General features: G+C 44.0%; 24 protein-coding genes. 8 read left to right on the top strand and 16 right to left on the bottom strand.

The genetic code is table 11. The annotated features are described in order from the left end of the window. The first annotated feature begins 132 nt into the window (after positions 1-132). Complete coding sequence (zwf, locus tag UJ203_RS03565; protein ID WP_322008616.1) at positions 133-1,602, top strand: glucose-6-phosphate dehydrogenase; 1,470 nt, start codon at positions 133-135, stop codon at positions 1,600-1,602. A gap of 51 nt (positions 1,603-1,653) precedes the next feature. On the opposite strand, the gene UJ203_RS03560 is transcribed toward zwf, so the two are convergent. From UJ203_RS03560 to UJ203_RS03550, 3 genes are all read right to left on the bottom strand, one after another. Beyond that, a complete protein-coding gene (locus tag UJ203_RS03560; RefSeq protein WP_322008615.1) occupies positions 1,654-2,316 on the bottom strand; it encodes a DUF3885 domain-containing protein in 663 nt (220 codons plus the stop codon). Positions 2,317-2,380: 64 nt separating this feature from the next. Next, positions 2,381-3,790, bottom strand: coding sequence for an NADP-dependent phosphogluconate dehydrogenase (gene gndA, locus UJ203_RS03555; protein ID WP_044154734.1), 1,410 nt, complete (start codon positions 3,788-3,790; stop codon positions 2,381-2,383). 109 nt (positions 3,791-3,899) lie between these two features. Beyond that, positions 3,900-5,144, bottom strand: coding sequence for a DNA polymerase IV (locus UJ203_RS03550; protein WP_227597692.1), 1,245 nt, complete (start codon positions 5,142-5,144; stop codon positions 3,900-3,902). 72 nt (positions 5,145-5,216) lie between these two features. Here UJ203_RS03550 and mifM point away from each other — a divergent pair, with 72 nt between their 5' ends. The 3 genes from mifM to UJ203_RS03535 all read left to right on the top strand — a co-directional run bounded on the left by mifM (position 5,217) and on the right by UJ203_RS03535 (position 7,217). Beyond that, complete coding sequence (mifM, locus tag UJ203_RS03545) at positions 5,217-5,504, top strand: membrane protein insertion/folding monitor MifM (RefSeq protein ID WP_081638334.1); 288 nt, start codon at positions 5,217-5,219, stop codon at positions 5,502-5,504. A 29-nt stretch (positions 5,505-5,533) separates the two neighbouring features. Next, the gene (locus UJ203_RS03540; protein ID WP_322008614.1) at positions 5,534-6,361 is read left to right on the top strand and encodes a membrane protein insertase YidC; all 828 of its coding nucleotides are present in this window, start codon (positions 5,534-5,536) and stop codon (positions 6,359-6,361) included. 127 nt (positions 6,362-6,488) lie between these two features. Beyond that, complete coding sequence (locus UJ203_RS03535) at positions 6,489-7,217, top strand: DUF2071 domain-containing protein (protein WP_322008613.1); 729 nt, start codon at positions 6,489-6,491, stop codon at positions 7,215-7,217. A 49-nt stretch (positions 7,218-7,266) separates the two neighbouring features. On the opposite strand, the gene UJ203_RS03530 is transcribed toward UJ203_RS03535, so the two are convergent. The 3 genes from UJ203_RS03530 to mce are packed head-to-tail and all read right to left on the bottom strand — an operon-like array spanning position 7,267 to position 10,338. Beyond that, a complete protein-coding gene (locus UJ203_RS03530; RefSeq protein ID WP_044154721.1) occupies positions 7,267-8,382 on the bottom strand; it encodes a tripeptidase T in 1,116 nt (371 codons plus the stop codon). A gap of 17 nt (positions 8,383-8,399) precedes the next feature. Continuing rightward, positions 8,400-9,923 carry an acyl-CoA carboxylase subunit beta gene (locus UJ203_RS03525; protein WP_322009454.1) on the bottom strand — a complete coding sequence of 508 codons (1,524 nt, stop codon included), beginning with the start codon at positions 9,921-9,923 and terminating at the stop codon, positions 8,400-8,402. Beyond that, on the bottom strand, positions 9,916-10,338 hold the full coding sequence (mce, locus tag UJ203_RS03520) for a methylmalonyl-CoA epimerase (protein WP_105955620.1): 423 nt from the start codon (positions 10,336-10,338) through the stop codon (positions 9,916-9,918). The genes UJ203_RS03525 and mce overlap by 8 nt, the downstream gene beginning before the upstream one ends. A gap of 89 nt (positions 10,339-10,427) precedes the next feature. On the opposite strand from mce, the gene prli42 reads away from it, so the two are divergent. Further along, on the top strand, positions 10,428-10,520 hold the full coding sequence (gene prli42 / locus UJ203_RS03515; RefSeq protein ID WP_003226489.1) for a stressosome-associated protein Prli42: 93 nt from the start codon (positions 10,428-10,430) through the stop codon (positions 10,518-10,520). Between the two features lie 20 nt (positions 10,521-10,540). Here the strand turns inward: prli42 and UJ203_RS03510 are convergent, their stop codons facing one another. The 6 genes from UJ203_RS03510 to brxB form a co-directional block, all read right to left on the bottom strand. After that, a complete protein-coding gene (locus UJ203_RS03510) occupies positions 10,541-11,071 on the bottom strand; it encodes a L,D-transpeptidase (protein ID WP_322008612.1) in 531 nt (176 codons plus the stop codon). 51 nt (positions 11,072-11,122) lie between these two features. Beyond that, positions 11,123-12,091: an aromatic acid exporter family protein gene (locus UJ203_RS03505; RefSeq protein ID WP_322008611.1), complete on the bottom strand. Its 969-nt coding sequence runs from the start codon at positions 12,089-12,091 to the stop codon at positions 11,123-11,125. A gap of 71 nt (positions 12,092-12,162) precedes the next feature. Beyond that, positions 12,163-12,885, bottom strand: coding sequence for an arginine ABC transporter ATP-binding protein ArtR (gene artR / locus UJ203_RS03500; RefSeq protein ID WP_024121976.1), 723 nt, complete (start codon positions 12,883-12,885; stop codon positions 12,163-12,165). Beyond that, entirely contained in the window at positions 12,878-13,537 is a 660-nt protein-coding gene (gene artQ / locus UJ203_RS03495) for an arginine ABC transporter permease ArtQ (RefSeq protein ID WP_044154690.1), read from the bottom strand. The genes artR and artQ overlap by 8 nt, the downstream gene beginning before the upstream one ends. An 80-nt stretch (positions 13,538-13,617) precedes the next feature. Beyond that, entirely contained in the window at positions 13,618-14,385 is a 768-nt protein-coding gene (gene artP, locus UJ203_RS03490; RefSeq protein WP_095713240.1) for an arginine ABC transporter substrate-binding protein ArtP, read from the bottom strand. Between the two features lie 266 nt (positions 14,386-14,651). Next, positions 14,652-15,089, bottom strand: a complete 438-nt coding sequence (gene brxB, locus UJ203_RS03485) for a BrxA/BrxB family bacilliredoxin (protein ID WP_248338821.1) — start codon at positions 15,087-15,089, stop codon at positions 14,652-14,654. A 161-nt stretch (positions 15,090-15,250) separates the two neighbouring features. On the opposite strand from brxB, the gene UJ203_RS03480 reads away from it, so the two are divergent. From UJ203_RS03480 to UJ203_RS03470, 3 genes are all read left to right on the top strand, one after another. Then, the gene (locus UJ203_RS03480; protein ID WP_322008610.1) at positions 15,251-16,144 is read left to right on the top strand and encodes a YegS/Rv2252/BmrU family lipid kinase; all 894 of its coding nucleotides are present in this window, start codon (positions 15,251-15,253) and stop codon (positions 16,142-16,144) included. Positions 16,145-16,267: 123 nt separating this feature from the next. Further along, positions 16,268-17,437: a multidrug efflux MFS transporter Bmr gene (gene bmr / locus UJ203_RS03475; protein WP_322008609.1), complete on the top strand. Its 1,170-nt coding sequence runs from the start codon at positions 16,268-16,270 to the stop codon at positions 17,435-17,437. 71 nt (positions 17,438-17,508) lie between these two features. Then, the gene (locus tag UJ203_RS03470; protein WP_322008608.1) at positions 17,509-18,345 is read left to right on the top strand and encodes a MerR family transcriptional regulator; all 837 of its coding nucleotides are present in this window, start codon (positions 17,509-17,511) and stop codon (positions 18,343-18,345) included. Between the two features lie 60 nt (positions 18,346-18,405). On the opposite strand, the gene UJ203_RS03465 is transcribed toward UJ203_RS03470, so the two are convergent. Genes UJ203_RS03465 through lpdA form a run of 4 tightly spaced genes read right to left on the bottom strand, consistent with a single transcriptional unit; the run spans position 18,406 to position 23,128 of the window. Beyond that, positions 18,406-19,671: a dihydrolipoamide acetyltransferase family protein gene (locus tag UJ203_RS03465; protein WP_322008607.1), complete on the bottom strand. Its 1,266-nt coding sequence runs from the start codon at positions 19,669-19,671 to the stop codon at positions 18,406-18,408. A 21-nt stretch (positions 19,672-19,692) separates the two neighbouring features. Next, positions 19,693-20,676: a 3-methyl-2-oxobutanoate dehydrogenase subunit beta gene (bfmBAB, locus tag UJ203_RS03460; protein ID WP_103672249.1), complete on the bottom strand. Its 984-nt coding sequence runs from the start codon at positions 20,674-20,676 to the stop codon at positions 19,693-19,695. Positions 20,677-20,689: 13 nt separating this feature from the next. Beyond that, positions 20,690-21,682 carry a 3-methyl-2-oxobutanoate dehydrogenase subunit alpha gene (gene bfmBAA / locus UJ203_RS03455; RefSeq protein ID WP_024121984.1) on the bottom strand — a complete coding sequence of 331 codons (993 nt, stop codon included), beginning with the start codon at positions 21,680-21,682 and terminating at the stop codon, positions 20,690-20,692. Positions 21,683-21,703: 21 nt separating this feature from the next. Beyond that, positions 21,704-23,128, bottom strand: a complete 1,425-nt coding sequence (lpdA, locus tag UJ203_RS03450; RefSeq protein WP_105991959.1) for a dihydrolipoyl dehydrogenase — start codon at positions 23,126-23,128, stop codon at positions 21,704-21,706. Positions 23,129-23,131 lie beyond the last annotated feature (3 nt).

The raw sequence follows: 23,131 nt of genomic DNA, 5'->3' as shown, positions 1-23,131 counted from the left end.
GTTCTAGAAATATTTTTGCGCCATTCTGCAAAAAAAGGTCTTAAATGTTTGCTTTCGTTGAATTTTAGATTTAAAATGAAGGAAATATGCGGGGTACTAAAATAAAGCTTCGAATAAAGTGAGGTACTTTTAGTGAAAACAAACCAACAACCAAAAGCAGTAATTGTCATATTCGGTGCAACGGGAGATTTAGCAAAACGAAAACTCTATCCGTCCATTCACCGTTTATATAAAAACGGACAAATCGGAGAAGAGTTTGCAGTTGTAGGAGTCGGAAGAAGACCCTGGTCCAATGAGGATCTTCGCCAAACCGTCAAAACATCTATTTCCTCAGCTGCTGATAAGCAATTAGATGATTTCACGTCTCACTTCTATTACCACCCGTTTGACGTGACAAACCCTGGTTCTTATCAAGAGCTTAACGTGCTGCTCAACCAGCTGGAAGATACATATCAAATCCCGAACAACAGAATGTTCTACTTGGCAATGGCCCCAGAATTCTTTGGAACAATTGCAAAGACATTAAAATCAGAAGGTGTTACAGCAACTACAGGCTGGTCCCGCCTTGTGATTGAAAAGCCGTTCGGCCATGACTTGCCAAGCGCGCAAGCATTAAATCAAGAAATTCGCGAAGCATTTACAGAAGACCAAATTTACAGAATCGATCACTATTTAGGAAAACAAATGGTGCAGAATATTGAGGTCATTCGATTTGCCAATGCGATTTTCGAACCGCTCTGGACAAACCGCTACATTTCAAATATCCAAATCACATCAAGCGAATCACTTGGTGTTGAAGACCGTGCTAGATATTACGAAAAATCAGGCGCCCTTCGCGACATGGTCCAAAACCATATTATGCAAATGGTTGCGCTTCTCGCAATGGAGCCGCCGATTAAACTGAACACAGAAGAAATCCGCAGCGAAAAAGTGAAGGTGCTGAGAGCCCTCCGCCCTATTGCAAAAGACGAAGTGGATGAGTATTTTGTGCGCGGACAATATCAAGCCGGTGAAATTGACGGTTTGCCAGTCCCTGCTTATACAGATGAAGATAACGTCGCTCCTGACTCAAATACAGAAACCTTTGTTTCTGGAAAGCTTCTGATCGACAACTTCAGATGGGCTGGTGTTCCATTCTACATCCGTACCGGAAAACGAATGAAAGAAAAGTCCACAAAAATTGTCGTTCAATTTAAGGACATTCCGATGAACCTGTACTACGGCAATGAAAACAACATGAATCCGAACTTACTCGTCATTCATATTCAGCCTGACGAAGGCATTACACTTTACTTAAACGCTAAAAAACTCGGAGGAGCAGCACACGCGCAGCCGATCAAACTGGATTACTGCAGCAATTGCAATGACGAGCTGAACACTCCTGAAGCATATGAAAAATTGATTCACGACTGTCTTCTCGGCGATGCGACGAACTTCGCACACTGGGATGAAGTTGCCCTTTCTTGGAGCTTTGTCGATTCCATTTCTGAAACATGGGCAGCCAACAAAACCCTATCGCCAAACTACGAAGCAGGTTCTATGGGTCCAAAAGAATCAGATGATCTTTTGGCGAAAGACGGCTTGCATTGGTGGAATATATAAAGAAAAAGGCTGAAAGTGCTTGTAAAGCATTTTCAGCCTTTTATTTATGTATCAAGCTTTCTTGCCTCTAAGCGGCTCAAAAAGACGATTGATTCTCTCTCTGTCGTAATCTAATATCCAACTGTTATATGTTTCATACATATCCCGTATTGTTTCAGCTGCAGCAGCTAAAATATCGCAGCCTCGATCATCATAAAGATAAAAAATGGTTCTCTTTTTTATATTGATAAAGTAAATTTTTTGAGAAATGCTTGGTTTTATCCCCATATCTTGATTACATATTGCTCTCAGCAATGGGATATATCTTATATCACCGGCTTTGCATTTAAGAAAAAATCTATGCGTTTTATCATCATAATTATCAGAACAAGTATAAGGAACAGCAACGTGCTGCAGTTTTTTCAACACAGCTTTTTCGCGAATGTACCGTGAGAAAGTATGCAATTTGCTCTTATATCCCCTTCTCCCTTCAAAACCAACAGCATCAGCTATAACAAATATATCATCATCTTCGGCATGTAGAGATTTAAATAAAGTGACAGCTCTCTTATATGCGTTATCTAAATAAGGGCTGTGTTGATAGGCATCGTTCACATTATACCCTACACCTATTTCAAACCGGATTCCGATCTGCCAGTTATAAAACAAAGGAGGCATAAGTCGTAAACCAGGAAAATTTTCAAGTAGATACTCATTTACAGGCAAAATATACATCCTTTCGTCGGCACTCTATTTCAAAAAAATCCCGCAGCTGTCAGGCTGCGGGATTTCCACATCATTATTTCATCCATTCAGTATGGAAGACACCGTCTTTGTCTGTGCGCTCATAAGTATGGGCACCGAAGTAGTCACGCTGCGCTTGAATTAAGTTTGCAGGCAGCACGGCTGTGCGATAGCTATCATAATAAGCTAGTGCGCTTGAGAATGAAGGTACCGGCACACCTTGGGCAACTGCAAGTGAAATCACTTGGCGAAGCGCTCCTTGGTAGCTTTCTGCAATGTTCTTGAAGTGGCTGTCAAGCAGCAGGTTATCAAGCTCAGGATCACGGTCGTAAGCTTCTTTGATTTTCTGCAGGAATGCCGCACGGATGATGCAGCCGCCGCGGAAGATCATAGCGATTTCACCGTAATTGAGATCCCAGTTGTATTCTTCAGAAGCTGCTTTCATTTGGGCAAATCCTTGGGCGTAAGAACAGATTTTGCTCATGAACAGCGCTTTTCTGACTGCTTCGATCAGCTCTTCTTTATTTTCTGTAACAGGCTTCACTTCAGGCCCTGAAAGAAGGCCGCTTGCTTTCACACGCTCATCCTTCATCGCTGAAATAAAACGTGCGAATACAGATTCAGTGATAATCGGAAGCGGAACACCTAAGTCAAGTGCACTTTGGCTTGTCCATTTTCCTGTTCCTTTTTGACCCGCTTTATCAAGAATCACATCAACAAGCGGTTTGCCTGTTTCTTCATCTTTTTTCGTGAAGATATCAGCAGTAATTTCGATCAGATAGCTGTCAAGCTCGCCTTTATTCCATTCAGCAAATACTTCATGAAGCTCATCAGCTGAAAGGCCGAGTACCTGCTTCAGGATGAAATAAGATTCAGAGATCAGCTGCATATCCCCGTATTCAATACCGTTGTGCACCATTTTTACATAATGGCCGGCACCGTCCGGACCGATATATGTCGTACACGCTTCACCGTCAACTTTTGCAGAAATCGCTTCAAGAATTGGCTTCACAAGTTCATGAGCTTCTTTTTGTCCGCCAGGCATGATAGAAGGCCCTTTAAGCGCTCCTTCTTCTCCGCCTGAAACACCTGTGCCGATAAAATGAATGCCGCTTTCAGCAAGCTCTTTGTTTCGGCGCTGTGTATCTTTATAATATGTATTTCCGCCGTCAATTAAAATATCGTCCTTCTCTAAGTGAGGAAGAAGAGATTGAATTGTCGCATCTGTAGCAGTTCCCGCTTTAACCATTAACAAAATTTTGCGCGGTGTTTCCAAGGATTGAACAAATTCTTCAATACTGTAGGTGCCAACAACGTTTTTGCCTTTAGCCTCCTGCAAAAATTCCTCGGTTTTGCTGCTTGATCTGTTGTAAACAGAAACAGAAAATCCTCGGCTTTCAATATTTAAAGCCAGATTTTTACCCATTACCGCAAGTCCGATAACTCCGATTTGTTGTTTTGACATATTCTAACGTCCCTTCTGCAAACGTTTAACCATTTTAAAATTTACATTAAAATAAAATGATATTTATACTATTGAAATTACCATACTTCACCCCCTTATTTCAAGACATTCAGCTTTTCTTTTCATCTTGAAAAAAATCTTTATTAAAGCTTGTTCCGCTTGTTTTGCTCTCGTCTTTTTTAACCTTTGCACCTTTTCTGATCAGCTTGGAACCATACTTTTCGTTCAGTTTTTCCATCATTTGCTGAATCGGTTCATCCTTCGCATCCTCTGTAAAGCTGAACAAATCGAGCTGCTTATAGGCCTGCTCTTTTTCTACCAAATCCGTTCCGGTAATGCCGAGCAGCCTGATGGGGTTTTTGTTCCAATGCTTAAAGAAGAGATGTTCTGCTTCATTATATATTTCGTTTTTTTGATCTATCGGATTCTTCAGTGTGATGCTTCTCGTAATGGTTTTCCAGTCCGCATATCTGATCATAATAAACAGCTTTGAAGCCATTACCTCTTTACGCTGCAAACGGTCGCTAACTGATGCGGACAGTTTGCGAAAAACAGCTAACAGCTCATCCTCATCGGCAGAATCATGAGAAAGTGTGGATGAATTGCCTACGCTTTTAAATTCATAAATGCGCTCCGGATCAACAGGGGCATGGTGAATGCCGTTCGCTTTATTTTTTAGACGGGGCCCGTTGATGCCAAGCAGCCGTTTCAGCGAGTGTTCGTCAGCAGCCGCTAAATCTCCAATCGTATCAATACTGAGCCCGTTCAGTTTTTCCGCCGTCTTTTTGCCTACGCCATGCATTTCTCCAACTGGGAGAGGCCAAAGGATATCAGGCACTTCTCTTTTTCTCAGGATGGTGATCCCAAGCGGTTTTTTCATATCGGATGCCATTTTGGCGAGAAATTTATTAGGGGCGATTCCGATGCTTGACGGAAGCAGCAGCTCTTTCTGCAGTCTGCTTTGTATTTCTTTTGCCGTCTCATAGGCATTGCGGCTGAATGGTGTATCCGTCATATCCATATAGCCTTCGTCGATGGATACAGGCTCCACCAGATCTGTATATTCACGAAGGATGCTAAACATCGCTCTTGAAGAGCTTCTGTAGCGGTCAAAGTTCGGCGGAAGGACGATGAGCTCAGGACAGTTGCGTTTTGCTTCCCAAACCGGCATGGTTGTTTTCACGCCGTGCGCCCTTGCTTCGTAGCTGCATGTGACGACGATGCCTTTGCGTTCTTTGACGTTTCCGGCAACTGCAACCGGCTTTCCTCGGAGAGACGGGTCATATGCCATTTCCACCGATGCATAGAAACTGTTCATATCAATATGGAAAATAATTCGGCCCTTCCCCGGCATAAACATATCTCCTTTCCGTTCATTAGACAACGGCTTGTACATATAGTAAAATGAAGGTATTGAATGGATGTGATTACAATGTTTGTGGAATCGATAAATGACGTTTTATTCTTAGTCGATTTTTTCACAATTATTCTTCCGGCTCTGACCGCCATCGGGATTGCTTTTCTCTTGCGAGAGTGCCGTGCCGGCGAGCAGTGGAAATCAAAACGAACAGATGAACATCAGACGGTCTTTCGAATAAACCGAACAGACTTTCTTATTATTATATATCATCGCATTACAACTTGGATACGTAAAGTCTTCCGCATGAATTCACCTGTGAATGATGATGAAGACGTCAGTTCCCTTCTTTTATAAACCGCATTTATAAAAAGGAGGAGAACAAATTGTTAAAAACATATCAGAAACTTTTGGCTTTAGGGGCCTTTTTGATCGTATTATGCTCGGGCAACGCAGCTTTTGCTGCAACAAATCAGGTGGGAGGTCTCAGTAACGTCGGTTTTTTCCACGACTATTTAATTGAGCCGTTTTCCTCGCTGCTGAAAGGCGTTGCCGGACTGTTTCACGGAGAATACGGGTTGTCTATCATTCTTGTAACCGTTATTGTGCGCGTTGTGGTACTTCCTTTGTTTGTCAATCAGTTTAAAAAACAGCGTGTGTTCCAAGAGAAAATGGCAGTCATTAAACCGCAAGTAGACAGCATTCAAGCCAAAATCAAAAAGACAAAGGACCCGGAAAAGCAGAAAGAACTTCAAATGGAAATGATGAAGCTGTATCAGGAGCATAATATCAACCCGCTTGCGATGGGTTGTCTTCCAATGCTGATTCAGTTTCCGATTATGATTGGGTTTTATTACGCAATTCGTTCAACACCTGAAATTGCGTCACACTCGTTTCTGTGGTTCAGTTTAGGGCAATCTGATATTCTCATGTCCCTTAGTGCAGGGATCATGTATTTTGTCCAAGCCTATGTCGCTCAAAAGCTGAGCGCGAAATATTCCGCTGTCCCGCAAAATCCGGCAGCGCAGCAATCTGCAAAGCTAATGGTGTTTATCTTCCCTGTGATGATGACGATTTTCTCGCTTAATGTTCCTGCGGCCCTTCCGCTGTACTGGTTCACCAGCGGCCTGTTCTTGACAGTGCAAAACGTCGTACTTCAGATGACACACCATAAACATAAAAAAACAGCCGCTCTTACAGAGCCGGTGAAATAGAAAAACAACTCCGACTTTTGTTCGGAGTTGTTTTTTTATTTCCATCACGTTTTAGAACCTGCATCCGTTTAAAAAGAAGAAAATCGGGAATACCTTTACTCACATCCAAATGAATGGAGCTGGTGTCGTGACGGAACAGTCTCAACAAAAAAATATTTCTGTGCCTGAGGGAATTTGGATCATGAAACAAACATGGAATGATGTCTTATTTGCTCATTGGCCGGTTAATTACTCTACCCTTCGAGCTAAGATTCCGCCGCTATTGGACATAGATACATATAACGGACAAGCTTGGGTCAGCGTGCTTCCCTTTATGCTCACAAACCTTCGCGCGCGTTTTCTCCCTCCTATTCCCGGAGCCCAGTCCTTTCCAGAGCTTAACCTGCGCACTTATGTCACCTATAAAGGCAAGCCGGGCATTTATTTCTTCAGCTTAGATGCTGATCATCGGCTGGCAGTTCAAGGTGCACGGACTTTCTTTCATTTGCCTTATTTTTACGCCGATATGAAAGCCGAAAAAAATGGGGCTGATATGGAATATAGAAGCAAACGGAGAGACGCTGGAAAAGCAGAATTCGGCGCCAAGTATCGGCCGCTCTCTGCGCCTTTTACAGCGCAAGAGGATTCGCTTGATTACTGGCTGACGGAGCGCTACAGACTCTACACCGCCCATCGTGACAAGCTCTATTATGAGGACATTCACCATCATCCTTGGCTTCTTCAAAGAGCCGAGGCCCAGTTTTCAATCAATACAGTGGCTGATGCTCACGAAATCACTTTACCAGACTCAGAACCGCTGCTTCATTATGCCAACAAACAAGACGTGTTATTTTGGCCGCTTCGACAATGGCGCTGACTGTCAGAAAAAAACCCGAATGCCAGATCCGCACTCGGGTTTTTCTTCATTATTTTGCTGCTTCTTCAATAATGGCAACAACCATTTCTGCTGTTTTCACCAGCTCTTCAATCGGCATTTTTTCGTTCTTCGTATGAATTTGCTCATACCCGACAGCAAGATTGACCGTTGGGATGCCATGGCCTGCGATTACGTTTGCGTCGCTTCCGCCGCCGCTCGTTTGCAGCTCGCTTGTGCGTCCGATTTTCGCAGCCGCTTTTTTCGCGATTTCAACGACTTGGTCGCCATCTTGATATTTAAACCCTGGATACATGACTTCGATTTCAACTTCTGCACGTCCGCCCATATCAGCTGCCGCCTCTTCAAAAGCAGCTTTCATTTTTTGAACCTGCGCTTCCATTTTTTCAGGAACTAAAGAACGGGCTTCAGCGAGAATATGAACTTCGTCGCACACAATGTTCGTTTGTGTGCCGCCTTCAAACCGGCCGATGTTTGCTGTTGTTTCTTCATCGATGCGGCCCAATGGCATTTTTGAAATCGCCTTGCTTGCGATTGTAATCGCTGATATACCTTTTTCTGGTTCAACTCCGGCGTGTGCGGTTTTACCGTAAATCGCCGCTCTTACCTTCGCCTGAGTCGGTGCCGCAACAATGATATTGCCGACTTTTCCGTCTGAATCAAGCGCATAACCGTAGGATGCTGTCATCATGGAACGGTCAAGCGCCTTTGCCCCGATAAGACCTGATTCTTCACCTACAGTGATGATGAATTCAATCGTGCCGTGCTCAATGTTTTCTTCTTTGAGCACTTTAATTGCTTCAAACATGGCAGCCAATCCGGCTTTGTCATCGGCGCCTAAAATCGTTGTGCCGTCTGTTTTGACATATCCGTCCTCAACAACCGGTTTTACGCCGTTTCCGGGTACGACTGTGTCCATATGAGATGTAAAATAAATTGTATCTGTCTTTTTCGTCCCTTTTAATGTGCAGATCAGGTTGCCGGCTCCGTGGCCAGTGATATCCATTGTATCGTCTTCTTTTACGTCTACACCTAAATCAGAAAATTTTTGTTTCAGCACTTTACAGATTTCAGCTTCGTGCTTCGTTTCTGAATCGATTTGAACAAGCTCTAAAAATTCTTCCAGCAGGCGTTTTTCATTCACCATTTGTAAGTCCCTCCATGTTAAAGCGGTATGTTACCGTGCTTTTTTTTCGGTCTCTCTTCTGTCTTATGTGCAAGCATGTGAAAAGCTTGGATGAGTCTATTCCTAGATTCTTCCGGCAAAATGATGTCATCGACCATTCCGCATGCCGCCGCTTTGTAAGGGCTGGCGTTTTGTTTTTTGTATTCAGCTGTTTTTTCGCGTTTTGTTTTTTGCGGGTCAGCTGACGCTTCAATATCCTTATCATACAAAATAGATGCCGCACCTTCAGCACCCATCACTGCGATTTCGGCATTTGGCCAAGCAAACACAAGATCCGCTCCGATGGATTTGCTGTTCATGGCTACATACGACCCGCCATACGCTTTTCTGATAATGAGCGTTACTTTGGGGACCGTCGCTTCTGCATAAGCAAACAGCAATTTGGCTCCGTGTCTGATAATGCCGTTATGCTCCTGCTGAATGCCGGGCAAAAACCCCGGAACATCTTCGACAGTTAACAGCGGGATGTCAAAGGCGTCACAAAACCGGATAAATCTCGCTGCTTTATCAGCCGCGTCAATCGTCAGGCTTCCTGCTAAATGTTTCGGCTGGTTTGCCACAATTCCGATCGTTTTTTGGCCAAGCTTCGCAAATCCGATGACGATATTTTTCGCAAAATACGGCTGAATCTCAAAAAAAGACTGCGGATCAGCCAATTCCTGAATCACCGCCCGAACATCATACGGCTTTGTGCTGTCAGCCGGCACGAGGCGGTTTATTAACGAGCTGGAGGCCTCATCCACAGATGAAGGTAGTGATATCTGTTTGTCGAGCGGCAAATAAGACAGCAGCTTCTTCACTCCTGCCAGAACCTCCTCTTCCGTTTTTCCAGAAAAGTGGGCATTTCCGCTGACGGCATTATGTATTCTCGCTCCTCCTAAGCTCTCCGCATCAACCTGTTCTCCTGTTACTTTTTCAATGACCTTCGGACCGGTAATAAACATTCGGCCCGTCTGTTCTGCCATAAAGATAAAATCAGTAAGTGCCGGAGAGTACACAGCGCCTCCAGCGCACGGCCCTAATATAACCGAGATTTGCGGAATGACTCCGGAATATAAGACGTTTCGGTAAAATATGTGACCGTATCCATCTAATGATACCACACCCTCTTGAATTCTCGCACCACCTGAGTCGTTCAGCCCGATAATCGGTGCTTTATTTTTTGCTGCAAGATCCATCAGAGAGGTGATTTTTTTCGCATGGGTTTCGCCAAGCGCCCCGCCGAATACGGTAAAATCCTGCGCAAACACATATACAGAGCGGCCGTCAATCGTCCCGTAGCCCGTCACGACTCCATCTCCCAATATACGCTGCTCCCTTGTTAAGCTTCGGCTCTCCATGAAGGGATATAATTCGATAAAACTATCCTCATCCAGGAGATAGGCGATCCTTTCCCGCGCTGTGAGCTTTCCCTTTTTCCGCTGCTCAGCCTGCTTTGCTTGTCCTCCGCCTTCTTCCGCCTGCCTGCGCCTGTTGTATAGATGACCGATATGTTCATTCATGTTCAATGTCTTGATCTCCTTTCGGTTCACAGAGCTCTACAAGCACGCCATTTGTTTCCCGCGGAGAAATAAACGCGATCTGTTTCCCGTTTGCTCCCTGTCTCGGCTGCCTGTTTATTACATCAATTTGCCGGTTTGATAATGCTTGAAGCTGATCTGTTAAGCCGCTGCATAAAAACGCAACATGGTGCAGCCCCTCTCCTTTTTTATCTAAAAATGTACGGACAGGGCTGTCAGGCGTTAACGGCTCGATCAGCTCCAAATAAACGCCCCCCGCTTGGAACAGAGCAATGATCACCTTTTGCTCTTCAACCGTTTCTTGATGAAGAAACGTTAATCCCAATACATCTTCATAAAAAGCTCTGGCTTTTTTTATGGAATAAACGGCAATCCCAATATGGTCAAGTCCGGTCATTTTCATCCCTGCTTTCCGGCAATAGATATCGCTTGTCCGCCCATACAAAACACGTTAAAATATAATCAGATTGTCTAAGGAGTGAAACCATGTCTCAAAAACTGATGAAAAGCGTTTTAATCGTGATTTTGGGAGTTTTTATTCTTTCAACAGTACTCTCAGGAATCGTTATGTTTTTATAATGATAAAAAAGCAGGCGGCCTTATTGAACGGGAACATCCTGCTTTTTTATCAGGGCTTTATGCTCAATGGCAATCACCTCAAAAGACCGGGAGTCTTTCGTGATCAGCACTCTCGTCCCCACCGGAATCTCTTGAAACAGATGGACAACTTCATCGTTATGCATACGTATACAGCCGTTAGATACAAATTGACCGATAGATTCTTCCCGGTTTGTCCCGTGAATACCGTAGATCCGGCCGTCTGTCCCTCTCGCATCAAACCCAATCCATCTTGCCCCAAGCGGGTTCTCAGAAGCTCCGCCTTCAATATTTTTCCTTCTGTAATAAGGATTCGCCGCTTTTACTGTAATCGAAAATTCTCCCTCAGGCGTCAGATCATCCGACTTTCCGGTTGCCACACGATAAACGCCTTCAATTTTGTTATCGATGATGACAGCAAGCTCATTTGTTTTCTTGTTGACGATGACATACGGGTCACCTGGAAGCGGATTTTGGCCAAGAGGCCATATCGGAGAAATAATCATCATTATTGAACATAAGAAAAAACGCATAAGCTCCTCCTTTTCCATTAGGTTGACCAATGTAGGATGAGCTCATGCGAGTTAAGCGAGCGATTTTTCTGCTTTGATTCCTTTGAAATAACTTTTGATTACCAAATATTGCTCCATTTCCCCCAGAAGATGAAAAAGTGCGGCTCTTGCTTCAAATTCTTCTCTCGTCGCAGGAAGCGGCATCTCCTCGAATTCTTTTCTCATATCAGCAAGTCTTTTCAAAAACTTGTAGGCTGTATTTCCCGGGTGGATTGCTTCCCGCAGATCACAAAGAAATTCGGCAATCATTTTTCCCTGATCCACCGTAATGGAAATCGATGTCACTTTAGGGAGAAGGCGCTCGATGATTTCAAATTGTTTTTCTCTCATTTTAAAATAATGATAGTGCTGATTTTCGTGGCGCAGAATGTGGTTTTGTACATCTCGATACGCCAGGTTTTTGGCTTCAGTGATTAACTGGTGTGTTTCCGGAATTTCTTTTCCTGTCCAATCTTGCTCACCAGTTAACAAATACCGTTCGATTTCTGCGAAAATGACAGCAAAATTGTCCTCTATCTTTTTTCGATAGGCGATAAGCTTCCGGTCAAGGCTCGGCATATACAGATTCATGAAAAGAGCAACGCCGATTCCGACCGTAATTAACTGGACTTCATTCCAGATGAATTGGGGCGTAATGCCGCCGGACATATACAGATGAAGGATAATAACTGAGCTGGTGACGATGCCTTCGTTTATTTTTAAAACAACAGTTGTCGGGATGAAAATCAGCAAAAGCAATCCAATGACAAACGGATGATAACCAATCAGTTCGAAAAAGAGATAGGAAAAGAGAATTGCCAGACAGCATGCTGCAAATCGGGCCCATGACGCTTGAAGCGACCGTTTTTGTGTGATTTGTATGCACAAAATGGTGATGATTCCTGCTGATGCGAAGTTTTGCAAATGCAATAGCTGGCTTATATAAATAGCCAGAGCTGTTCCAAGTGCGGTCTTTATTGTGCGGTAACCAATTTTAAACATGTCGGACTCCATTCTATTTGTTTCTTCAACAAAAAAGAAGAAGCACAAGCCTTCTCCTTTTTCTCTATATTCTATAATATTTTTTCTAAAAAGTCCTGCGCTCTTTTGGATTTCGGCGAAAGAAAAAATTCTTTCGGATTGCCATCCTCGACAATCATTCCTTCATCCATAAATAACACGCGGTCGGCCACTTCTTTTGCAAAGCCCATTTCGTGTGTAACGATTACCATAGTCATACCGGTTTCGACCAGTTCTTTCATGACCTGGAGCACTTCTTTGACCATTTCAGGGTCAAGCGCGGATGTCGGCTCGTCGAACAGCATGATTTCAGGATTCATTGCCAAAGCACGAGCGATGGCGACACGCTGCTTTTGTCCGCCTGATAAACGGTTTGGATAGTCATTTCGCTTTTCAAACAATCCGACTTTGCGCAGCAGCTCTTCGGCTTTTCCCTGTGCAGTCTGCTTTGATTCTTTTTTGACATTTACAGGTGCGTACATGATATTTTCGAGAACCGTTTTGTGCGGAAAAAGATGAAAATGCTGAAATACCATTCCGATGTTTTCCCGTACCTTTAATGTATTGGTTTTCGGCTGCGTGATCTCTTTGTCTTTAATTGTGATGGTTCCGCCGTTAGGTTTCTCCAAAAGATTCAAACAGCGAAGAAATGTTGATTTGCCTGAGCCTGAAGGGCCGATGACGGCAACAACCTCACCTTCAGCGATGTTTGTTGAAATGTTTTTTAATACTTCATGTTTCCCAAATGATTTTGACAGCTTTTCAACCTTAATCATTGGATTTCAGCTTCCTTTCTACAGCCTTGCCGATAAACGTTAAAATAAGGACAAGCACATAATAAATCAATCCGGCGATAATCAGCGGCTCAAGGTAATTGTAAGTGGCGGCGCCAGCTTGATATGCGCGTCTCATGACATCGCCAAGACCAATAACTGTAACGATCGCCGATTCTTTTGTTAACGTAATTAATTCATTTACAATGGCAGGTGATATATTTTTGAAGGCCTGCGGCAAAAGCAGATCCTTCATCATTTTGCCGTACGGAACACCCAGTGCGACAGCAGCCTCTTTTTGCCCTTTATCAATTGCGTTGATTCCCGCTCTGATAATTTCCGATACATAAGCAGCGGAATTCAGTGATAATGCGACAACCGCCGCCCAAAACTGGTCAATTTGAAAGCCGAGCAGCTGCGGGAGCCCGAAATAAACAATCATAAGCTGCAGCACTAAAGGCGTGCCGCGAAATACTGATGTGTAAAAATCAGCAATCCAGATCAGCGGGCGGAATGTGCTGATCTTGCATAAGCTTAGCACAATCCCTAATATAAGTCCGATAACAGCAGATACCACAACAATTTTTAATGTGATTGCTAAGCCTTCTAATATAAAAGGAATTTGGGGGATCGTTGCTGAAAAATCCAAATTCATAGCCTTTGTCTCCTTTTCTTACAGGAAAAAAGATTTCCTATTCAATAAAAAGGCTCAACGAAAAAGTTGAGCCGCTTTTTTTACTTCTCGCCAGTGAACCATTTTTTCTTCAATTTATCGAGCTCTCCGTTATCTTGCATTTCTTTGAGCGCTTTATTGAATTTGTCCGTCAGCTCACTGTCTTTTCTGAAAGCAATCGCAGAACCGGCTTCTTCCGCTTTCGCATCAGGAATCACGAAGCCCTGCAGGTCATCATTTGATTTGAAATACCCTTCTGCCACCATGTCTTCAATAATCGCGGCGTCAAAGCGGTCAGATTTGATTTCCTGCACCAAATCAGAAATTCTGTTGCGGTCTTCTGTTTTGAAATCATATTCCGGAGAAAGCTCTTTCCCCTTCTCTTCCTGAATGGAGCCAAGCTGAACGCCGACAGTTTTTCCTTTCAGATCTTTTAAAGACTTAATGCCGCTGTCTTTTTTGCTGACAATCATATGATTCGCTGTGTAATATACATCGGAAAAATCAACTTGTTTTTTACGATCAGGCGTCGGTGTCATTCCTGACAAAACCAAATCCACTTGTTTTGATTTCAGTGCTGTAATTAAGCTGTTAAAGTCCATATCCTGCACTTCAATTTCATAGCCGGTTTTCTTCGCAAGGGCCTTTGCCAAATCTACATCAAAACCGACAATGTTATCGCCATCTTTATATTCAAACGGTTTGTAATCCGCCGAAGTTCCCATAACTAATTTTTTCTTGCCGCTTTCTGAACCTGAACTGCTTGAGCCGCAAGCAGATAATGCAAAGGTGATGCACGCAGCTATCAGTAATAAGAGCCATTTTTTCATGATCCATTTCCCCCATATTCATTACTTTTATCACATTTGAATATTTATTCGTTAATTTGTATTTTAAACACTTTCTTATTTTTATGCAATACTATTTTTAAAAATTATCTCGGAGCTTATTTTTCCAGCAATCTCTTTTCATATTACTAGATAAAAGGACATCTTCTGTAGCGTAGCCATTAAATAAACTCTAATATTTATTCATTATGACTTGGAATTTTATGCACAAAAAAACCCCGTGCCGCTCAGGCATCCGGGGTTTTATCTTATACTTCTTCGCAATATTCTTCGAAGGCTTCCTGCAGTTTTGAGACAACTGCCATCGGCTCATGGCCTTCAATTTCATGACGCTCCACCATTTTCATGATTTTCCCGTCTTTTAGAATAGCAAATGACGGAGAAGATGGCGGATATCCTTCGAAATATTCGCGCGCTCTTGCCGTCGCTTCTTTATCCTGTCCCGCAAACACAGTCACGAGCTGGTCAGGTCTTTTGTCATAATGAACGGAATGGTATGCAGCCGGTCTTGCGATCCCGCCCGCGCATCCGCAGACAGAGTTGACCATGACAAGCGTCGTTCCTTTTTTCGTAAGTGCCTCGTCCACCTCTTCAGCTGTTTTCAGCTCGGTATATCCGGCAGCCGCAATTTCTTGTCTCGCTTGGCGGACAACATCATTCATAAATAAATTAAAGTCCATGTTCAATGAAGACCTCTCCTTTTTCATCATCTGTTCTTATGATAGCAAGGAAACCGCCTTATCGGCAAATGCCACCGCTTATATCGGAGGATTTTTTGCTTTCCGTTTACTGCTTACAAGAAAAGGGAATTATATAATCAGATGTATAAATAAAGGAGCAGTTTTGTATGAGCCACAGGAAAGCTTTACTTATTCATAATGGAAACGCCGGCAACAAAAATATAGAAAAAGCATTAGGAACTGTTGTGCCGGTGTTATCACAATCGTTAGATGAGGTGATCATTAAACAGACAAAGAAAAAAGACGATGCCTATCATTTTTGCCGTTCGATAGATGATTCTGTCGAGACTGTCTTTATTCTCGGCGGCGACGGTACAGTCCATCAATGCATCAATGGCATCAGTACGTTAGAAAGAAGGCCAGCTGTCGGTATTTTGCCCGGCGGAACGTGCAATGACTTTTCAAGAGTGCTGGACATTCCTCAAAATCTTGCAAAGGCAGCCGAAGCACTCGTGTCAGGAAAAAAATCCAAGGTTGATGTATGCCAGATGAACGATCGTTATTTTTTGAATTTCTGGGGGATCGGGCTGATCGCAGAAACATCGAATCAAATCAACGAAACGGAAAAAGCGCTATTAGGAAAAATCAGCTATTTTACAAGCGCGTTACGGACCGTCTCATCTGCTGAATCCTTTCCTATTTCATTGACAATCGATGGGCAAGAGATAAAAGATGAAGCTGTTATGCTGCTTGTCATGAACGGACAGTACATCGGAACGAATCGAATTCCCCTGCCGGATGCCAGTATATGTGACGGATTACTTGATATCCTCATTTGCCGCAGCACCAATCTCTCCGCTTTGCGCGAGCTGATGAATATGGAACAAGGCACAATAGAGCTGTTCACCGGTGAGCTGTCCTATGTTCAGGCCTCTCGTATCGAAATTGAAACGGATACTGTTAAAAAGGCTGATACAGATGGAGAGGTGTACACACATACACCGGCTGTGATTCAAGTCCTTCCGCAGCACATTGACATGCTTATTCCCCGCAATGAGTAACTGTCCGCTGGTAAAGGACGTTTATGAAGAGCGAACAGCTTCATAGAAAGAAATTCGTTGACTCTCCCCTAAGAGGAGGTCTTACAGTATAAGGGATACACTTTCGTAAAAAGGGGAAGTCACATGAAGAAACAGAACATCACATTAGTTATATTATTAACCAATTTATTCATTGCCTTTTTAGGGATCGGGCTTGTGATTCCGGTAACGCCCGCGATTATGAATGAATTGCATTTATCCGGTACCGCGGTCGGCTATATGGTTGCATGCTTTGCTGTTACGCAGCTTATTGTGTCACCAATCGCCGGACGCTGGGTTGACCGCTTCGGACGCAAAATTATGATCGTGATTGGCCTGTTGTTTTTTAGTGTTTCAGAGTTTTTATTCGGCATCGGAAAAACAGTTGACATTTTATTTATATCCCGTATGCTTGGCGGCATCAGTGCTGCTTTCATTATGCCCGGGGTCACGGCTTTTATCGCCGATATCACTACTGTTAAAACACGGCCGAAAGCGCTCGGCTATATGTCAGCCGCTATTTCAACAGGTTTTATTATCGGTCCCGGCATTGGCGGATTTTTAGCGGAAATCCATTCCCGTCTGCCTTTCTTCTTTGCGGCAGCCTTTGCGTTAATAGCAGCCATTTTATCGATGCTAACGCTTCGGGAACCGGAGCGAAATCCTGAGAATGAGAAAATAGAGGGCCAAAAGACAGGATTCAAGCGGATTTTTGCACCTATGTATTTCATTGCTTTTCTCATCATTTTAATATCGTCTTTTGGATTAGCATCATTTGAATCTTTATTTGCGTTATTCGTTGATCATAAATTCGGATTTACGGCCAGTGACATTGCCATTTTGATAACTGGGGGAGCAATTGTCGGAGCCATCACGCAAGTCGTCTTATTCGACCGCTTCACAAGGTGGTTTGGGGAAATCCGTTTAATCCGCTACAGCTTAATTCTCTCAACAAGTCTTGTGTTTTTGCTGACCATCGTAAATTCATATGCTGCGATTTTATTAGTTACCTTCACCGTATTTGTCGGATTCGATCTTATGCGGCCGGCCGTAACAACCTATCTGTCAAAAATTGCGGGAAATGAACAGGGATTTGCCGGCGGGATGAATTCCATGTTTACGAGTATCGGCAATGTGTTCGGCCCCATTATCGGGGGAATGCTATTCGATATTGACTTAAACTATCCATTCTATTTTGCAACAGCAGCTTTAGCCATAGGCATTGCGCTGACCATTGCCTGGAAAGCCCCTGCCCATATAAAAGCCAGCATGTAAAAAAAGCGTATTCTTTGTGTACTGCAAAGGATGCGCTTTTTTATTATACTGATCATAAGGGGAGTGATGGCATGAAGGACTCGTATTACTCAATTGGACAAGTTTCAAAACTGGCAAATGTGTCGATTAAAGCGCTTCGTTATTATGATAAGATTGATTTATTTAAACCCGCCTACGTCGACCCGGATACCAAATACCGCTTTTATACAGACTCCCAGCTCTATCATCTTGATTTGATTAAATCATTAAAATATATCGGCACACCTTTAGAAGAGATGAAAAAGGCACAGGAATTAGAGATGGAAGAACTGTTTTCTTTTTATACAGAGCAGGAAAAGCAAATCAGGGAGAAATTAGATTTTTTATCAACATTGGAGCAGACCATTGCTCTGGTGAAAAAGCGAATGAAACGGCAGATGGAATATCCTGCGCTCGGTGAGGTGTTTGTTCTAGATGAAGAAGAAATACGGATTATACAGACAGAGGCAGAGGGAATCGGGCCTGAAAACGTGCTCAACGCTTCATACAGCAAACTAAAAACCTTTATCGAATCAGCTGATGGGTTTACGAACAATAGCTACGGTGCTACTTTCTCGTTTCAGCCGTACAACAACATTGATGAAATGACTTACCGTCATATTTTCACGCCTGTCTTAACGAATAAACAAATTTCTTCGATTACGCCGGATATGGAAATCACAACGATACCAAAAGGCAAATATGTTTGTATCGCTTATAATTTCTCTCCGGAGCATTATTTTCTCAACTTACAGAAGCTGATTAAGTATATCGCGGACCGTCAATTAACGGTTATCAGTGATGTTTACGAGTTAATCATACCGATTCATTATTCTCCGAAAAAACAAGAAGAATATCGGGTTGAGATGAAAATTCGAATCACAGAATAATGGTACATAAAAAAGAGCATTTTTTGAAGTTATCGTTCAAAAAATGCTCTTTCTGTTTGTTTAGTAGACAGAGGTTTTCTCATCTATAGATTCTAAAATTTCTTTGACACGCGCCAGGAATCTTCCGCACACGAGGCCGTCAAGCACTCTGTGATCTAAAGACAGGCACAGATTGACCATATCTCTGACCGCAATCATGCCGTGATCCATGACAACCGGGCGTTTGACGATCGATTCCACTTGAAGAATCGCAGCCTGAGGATAATTGATGATTCCCATCGACTGAACAGATCCGAAAGAACCTGTATTGTTGACGGTAAACGTTCCTCCCTGCATATCGTCTGCTGACAGTTTTCCGTCTCTCACCTTTTTGGCAAGGTCGGTAATTTCTCTCGCAATGCCTTTAATTGTTTTTTCATCAGCGTTTTTGATCACCGGAACAAATAAAGAATCTTCCGTGGCAACCGCGATTGAAATATTGATATCTTTTTTCTGAATGATTTTGTCCCCCGCCCACATGCTGTTCATTTGCGGGTATTCTTTTAACGCCTGAGCGACCGCTTTTACGAAAAAAGCGAAAAAAGTTAAATTAAAGCCTTCTGTTTTCTTGAAGGAATCTTTTATACTGTTTCGGTATGCCACCATGTTTGTGACATCGACTTCCATCATCGTCCAAGCGTGAGGAATTTCTGTTTTGCTTCGTTTCATATTTGAAGCTATCGCTTTTCTAACAGCTGTGACAGGAATTTCTTTATCCCCGGCTGCTGAAGCAGGATAAGAAACGTCTTCTTTCGTCTCCTGTTTTTGCGCTGGTGCAGGAGCTGCTGCTTTTGGCTCCTCAGTCCGTTCGGAAACGCCGCCTGAATCAATGATACGCTGAATATCTTTTCTCGTAATCCTTCCTCCGGCGCCCGTTCCTGTCACTTGCTCAAGATCAATGCTGTGCTCTCCTGCCAAACGAAGTACGGCTGGAGAAAAACGTTTCTTATTGGCCTGGCTGGCTGCTTCAGTGTGGCTTTCAGGAGCAGCTTGCCTGTCAGTTAGCGCTTCCGTCTGATCTTGTTTTTGTTCAGCCGGCTTTGCGCCTTCTGTTTCGATTTTGCAAATCACTTCTCCGACTTGCAGGGTCTGGCCTTCTTCTCCCACAAGCTCTGTTATTGTACCGGTAAAAGAGGACGGAACCTCCGCGTTTACCTTATCTGTCATGACTTCCGCAATCGGATCGTATTTGTTCACCTTATCTCCAGGGGCGACAAGCCATTTGCTGATTGTGCCCTCCGTTACGCTTTCGCCAAGCTGTGGCATCGTCATTTGTTCTATTGCCATGATCGTATCCTCCTTACGTCTTTAAAACTCCGCTAATTCTCTCATCGCCGCTTCTACTTTATCAGGATTGACCATAAAGTATTTTTCCATTGTCGGCGCATAAGGCATAGCCGGAATATCAGGACCTGCAAGCCGTTTGATCGGCGCGTCTAAGTCGAACAGACAATGCTCGGATATTATGGCAGCCACCTCACTCATGATACTGCCCTCTTTTGTATCTTCTGTGACCAAAAGGACCTTTCCGGTTTTGGATGCGGCTTCGATGATCGCTTCTTGATCAAGCGGGTATACCGTTCTTAAATCCACCACATGTACAGAAATGCCGTCTTTTTCGAGACGTTCTGCAGCCTGTAAAGCAAAGTGGACACAAAGCCCGTATGTGATCACCGTGATGTCGTCGCCTTCCCTTTTTACATCAGCTTTGCCGATAGGAAGTACATAATCATCTGCCGGAACCTCTCCTTTGATCAGACGGTACGCGCGCTTATGCTCAAAAAACAGCACCGGGTCTTCATCACGAACTGCGGCTTTTAAAAGTCCTTTCGCGTCATATGGCGTTGAAGGCATCACAATTTTCAGTCCGGGCTGATTGGCGAAAATCGCTTCGACTGATTGAGAATGATAAAGCGCTCCGTGCACACCGCCACCGTACGGCGCTCTGACAACGATCGGGCAGCTCCAGTCATTGTTGCTGCGGTAGCGGATTTTAGCAGCCTCAGAAATAATCTGGTTTACCGCCGGCATAATAAAATCAGCAAACTGCATTTCAGCAATCGGCCTCATGCCGTACATAGCCGCTCCGATACCGACTCCGGCGATCGCTGATTCAGCAAGCGGCGTATCCATGACACGCTCTTCTCCAAATTGTTCGTACAGACCGGCTGTGGCTTTAAATACACCGCCTTTTTTTCCTACATCTTCCCCAAGAACGAAGACACGTGAATCTCGTTCCATTTCTTCTTTCATTGCCAAATTGATCGCATCAATATATGACATTACTGACATTTATACTTCCTCCCTACTTCGCATACACATAATCGAGCGCTGACTCAGGAGCTGCATAAGGAGCGTTCTCCGCTTCATCTGTCGCCTCGTTTATGATTGCCATGATTTCGTCCAGCATGGTTTGTTCTATCTCTTCGGTCAGCAGGCCTATTTCCTTTAAGTAAGCTTGATAAGTAAACAGGGGATCACTTTTTTTCGCTTCCTCTACTTCTTCACGGCCTCTGTAGCTGCTGTCGTCGTCATCGCTGGAATGCGGAGTCAGGCGGTAAGAAATCGTCTCAATTAAGGTAGGGCCTTCTCCTCTGCGCGCCCGTTCACGCGCTTCTTTCACCGCTTGATAAACTTCGAGCGGATCGTTTCCATTCACAGTTACGCCAGGCATTCCATAGCCTACGGCACGATCTGAAATATTTTCACATGCTACTTGCTTATCGTAAGGGACCGAAATCGCGTATTTGTTGTTTTCACACATAAAAATAACCGGAAGCTTATGAACAGCGGCAAAGTTTGCCCCTTCATGGAAATCGCCTTGGTTTGAAGATCCTTCTCCAAATGTGACAAAAGCCGCGATATCTTTTTTCTCCATGCGTCCAGCCAGCGCAATGCCGACCGCATGCGGCACTTGCGTTGTTACCGGAGACGACCCCGTCACGATCCGGTTTTCCTTTTGACCGAAATGCCCCGGCATTTGGCGGCCTCCTGAGTTTGGATCTGCTGCTTTGGCAAACCCGGACATCATTAAGTCCTTCGCAGTCATGCCAAACGCGAGCACGACACCCATGTCTCTATAGTAAGGCAGCACATAATCCGTTTCACGGTCAAGGGCGAAAGCTGCTCCTACTTGTGCTGCTTCCTGTCCTTGACAAGAGATAACAAAAGGGATTTTACCAGAGCGGTTTAACAGCCACATTCTTTCATCGATTTTTCTTGCTAACAGCATGGTTCTATACATATCAACGGCTTCCTGATCAGTCAGCCCTAATGCTTGATGTCGGTTTGTACTCATTCAAGCGCCTCCTTTATGCTTTTAAAAATGAATGGCTTTGCCATCTGCAGCAAGCGCTGCTTCTCCAATCGCTTCAGACAGCGTCGGGTGCGGGTGGATCGTTTGTCCGACCTCCCATGGCGTCGCATCCAGCACTTTTGCAAGACCTGCCTCTGATATCATGTCAGTGACATGCGGGCCTATCATATGCACGCCGAGAATATCATCCGTTTCACGGTCCGCCACGATTTTTACAAATCCGTCGCTTTCTCCATATACAAGCGCTTTTCCAATTGCCATAAATGGGAACTTGCCGATCTTGACATTATGCCCATTCGCTTTTGCCTCATCTTCTGTTAAGCCGACACTGGCAGCTTCAGGGCTTGAGTAAATGCACTTCGGTACAAGTGTTGGATCAAGTGGATGCGGATTGAGGCCCGCAAAATGCTCAACGGCAATGATTCCTTCATGCGATGCAACATGAGCTAACTGAAGGCCACCGATTACGTCTCCGATTGCATAAATATGAGATTCCTTCGTTTGGCAGCTTTCATTTACTGAAATGACGCCATTTTCAGTGACAATATCGGTGTTTTCTATACCGATTCCTTCGATATTTGCCTGTCTGCCGATGGAAACGAGCATTTTTTCAGCAGAGTAGGTAACGGTTTCTCCGTCTTTTTCCGCTTGTATGCTGATTTCGCCTGACGATTTTTTCAACGTATCAGGCAGCACTTTAGCTCCTGTGACAAACTGAATTCCTTTTTTCTTAAGAAGGCTTTGCATTTCTTTTGAAATGTCCTGGTCTTCAGTCGGCAATATCCGGTCCGCATATTCAATAACCGTTACGTTTACGCCAAAGTCATGAAGCATGGATGCCCATTCGATTCCAATGACCCCTCCGCCGACGATGATCATCGATTTTGGAAGCTCCTCCATTTGGAGCGCTTCATCCGAGGTCAAAACAAACTCTCCGTCCGCTTCCAGACCCGGAAGCATTCTCGGCCTTGAACCTGTAGCTATAATGACCTGCTTCGGGATCAGCATATCATTTTCTTCGCCATTTCCACGTTCAACAGAAATCGTTCCCGGCAGCGGAGAGAAAATAGACGGTCCGAGGATGCGCCCATATCCGTCATACACGTCAATTTTTCCTTTTTTCATTAAATGATTGACGCCTGCTGCAAGCTTATCGACAACAGCCTGCTTACGGTGCTGTACCTTTTCAAAGTTGAGGGAAACGCCGGACGTTTCGACTCCGAATTGATCGGCTTCACGGGCTGTCCGGTACACTTCCGCGCTTCTAAGCAGCGCTTTACTCGGAATACAGCCTTTATGCAGGCATGTTCCGCCGAGCTTTTCTTTTTCTACAACGGCTGTTTTTAAGCCGAGCTGCGCCGCTCTGATCGCCGCGACATAACCGCCTGTACCGCCGCCCAGAATGACTACATCATACTCAGTTGCCATCTG

The sequence above is a fragment of the Bacillus sp. V26 genome (genome assembly GCF_034296245.1).
Classification (GTDB): Bacteria; Bacillota; Bacilli; order Bacillales; family Bacillaceae; genus Bacillus; species Bacillus halotolerans.
Note: the sequence above shows the minus strand (reverse complement) of the source record. Positions and strands in the feature narration are given on the sequence as shown.

What these genes read in the sequence shown, in the direction of transcription:
- UJ203_RS03550 (WP_227597692.1), bottom strand. Translation starts at nt 5,144, where the DNA reads ATGCCGGGGAAGGGCCGAATTATTTTCCATATTGATATGAACAGTTTC.
- UJ203_RS03470 (WP_322008608.1), top strand. Translation starts at nt 17,509, where the DNA reads ATGAAGGACTCGTATTACTCAATTGGACAAGTTTCAAAACTGGCAAAT.
- artQ (WP_044154690.1), bottom strand. Translation starts at nt 13,537, where the DNA reads ATGAATTTGGATTTTTCAGCAACGATCCCCCAAATTCCTTTTATATTA.
- UJ203_RS03465 (WP_322008607.1), bottom strand. Translation starts at nt 19,671, where the DNA reads ATGGCAATAGAACAAATGACGATGCCACAGCTTGGCGAAAGCGTAACG.
- UJ203_RS03480 (WP_322008610.1), top strand. Translation starts at nt 15,251, where the DNA reads ATGAGCCACAGGAAAGCTTTACTTATTCATAATGGAAACGCCGGCAAC.
- UJ203_RS03505 (WP_322008611.1), bottom strand. Translation starts at nt 12,091, where the DNA reads ATGTTTAAAATTGGTTACCGCACAATAAAGACCGCACTTGGAACAGCT.
- artP (WP_095713240.1), bottom strand. Translation starts at nt 14,385, where the DNA reads ATGAAAAAATGGCTCTTATTACTGATAGCTGCGTGCATCACCTTTGCA.
- prli42 (WP_003226489.1), top strand. Translation starts at nt 10,428, where the DNA reads ATGTCTCAAAAACTGATGAAAAGCGTTTTAATCGTGATTTTGGGAGTT.
- gndA (WP_044154734.1), bottom strand. Translation starts at nt 3,790, where the DNA reads ATGTCAAAACAACAAATCGGAGTTATCGGACTTGCGGTAATGGGTAAA.
- bfmBAA (WP_024121984.1), bottom strand. Translation starts at nt 21,682, where the DNA reads ATGAGTACAAACCGACATCAAGCATTAGGGCTGACTGATCAGGAAGCC.
- UJ203_RS03525 (WP_322009454.1), bottom strand. Translation starts at nt 9,923, where the DNA reads ATGAATGAACATATCGGTCATCTATACAACAGGCGCAGGCAGGCGGAA.
- bfmBAB (WP_103672249.1), bottom strand. Translation starts at nt 20,676, where the DNA reads ATGTCAGTAATGTCATATATTGATGCGATCAATTTGGCAATGAAAGAA.
- bmr (WP_322008609.1), top strand. Translation starts at nt 16,268, where the DNA reads ATGAAGAAACAGAACATCACATTAGTTATATTATTAACCAATTTATTC.
- lpdA (WP_105991959.1), bottom strand. Translation starts at nt 23,128, where the DNA reads ATGGCAACTGAGTATGATGTAGTCATTCTGGGCGGCGGTACAGGCGGT.
- UJ203_RS03510 (WP_322008612.1), bottom strand. Translation starts at nt 11,071, where the DNA reads ATGCGTTTTTTCTTATGTTCAATAATGATGATTATTTCTCCGATATGG.
- UJ203_RS03560 (WP_322008615.1), bottom strand. Translation starts at nt 2,316, where the DNA reads ATGTATATTTTGCCTGTAAATGAGTATCTACTTGAAAATTTTCCTGGT.
- mce (WP_105955620.1), bottom strand. Translation starts at nt 10,338, where the DNA reads ATGACCGGACTTGACCATATTGGGATTGCCGTTTATTCCATAAAAAAA.
- UJ203_RS03530 (WP_044154721.1), bottom strand. Translation starts at nt 8,382, where the DNA reads ATGGTGAATGAAAAACGCCTGCTGGAAGAATTTTTAGAGCTTGTTCAA.
- artR (WP_024121976.1), bottom strand. Translation starts at nt 12,885, where the DNA reads ATGATTAAGGTTGAAAAGCTGTCAAAATCATTTGGGAAACATGAAGTA.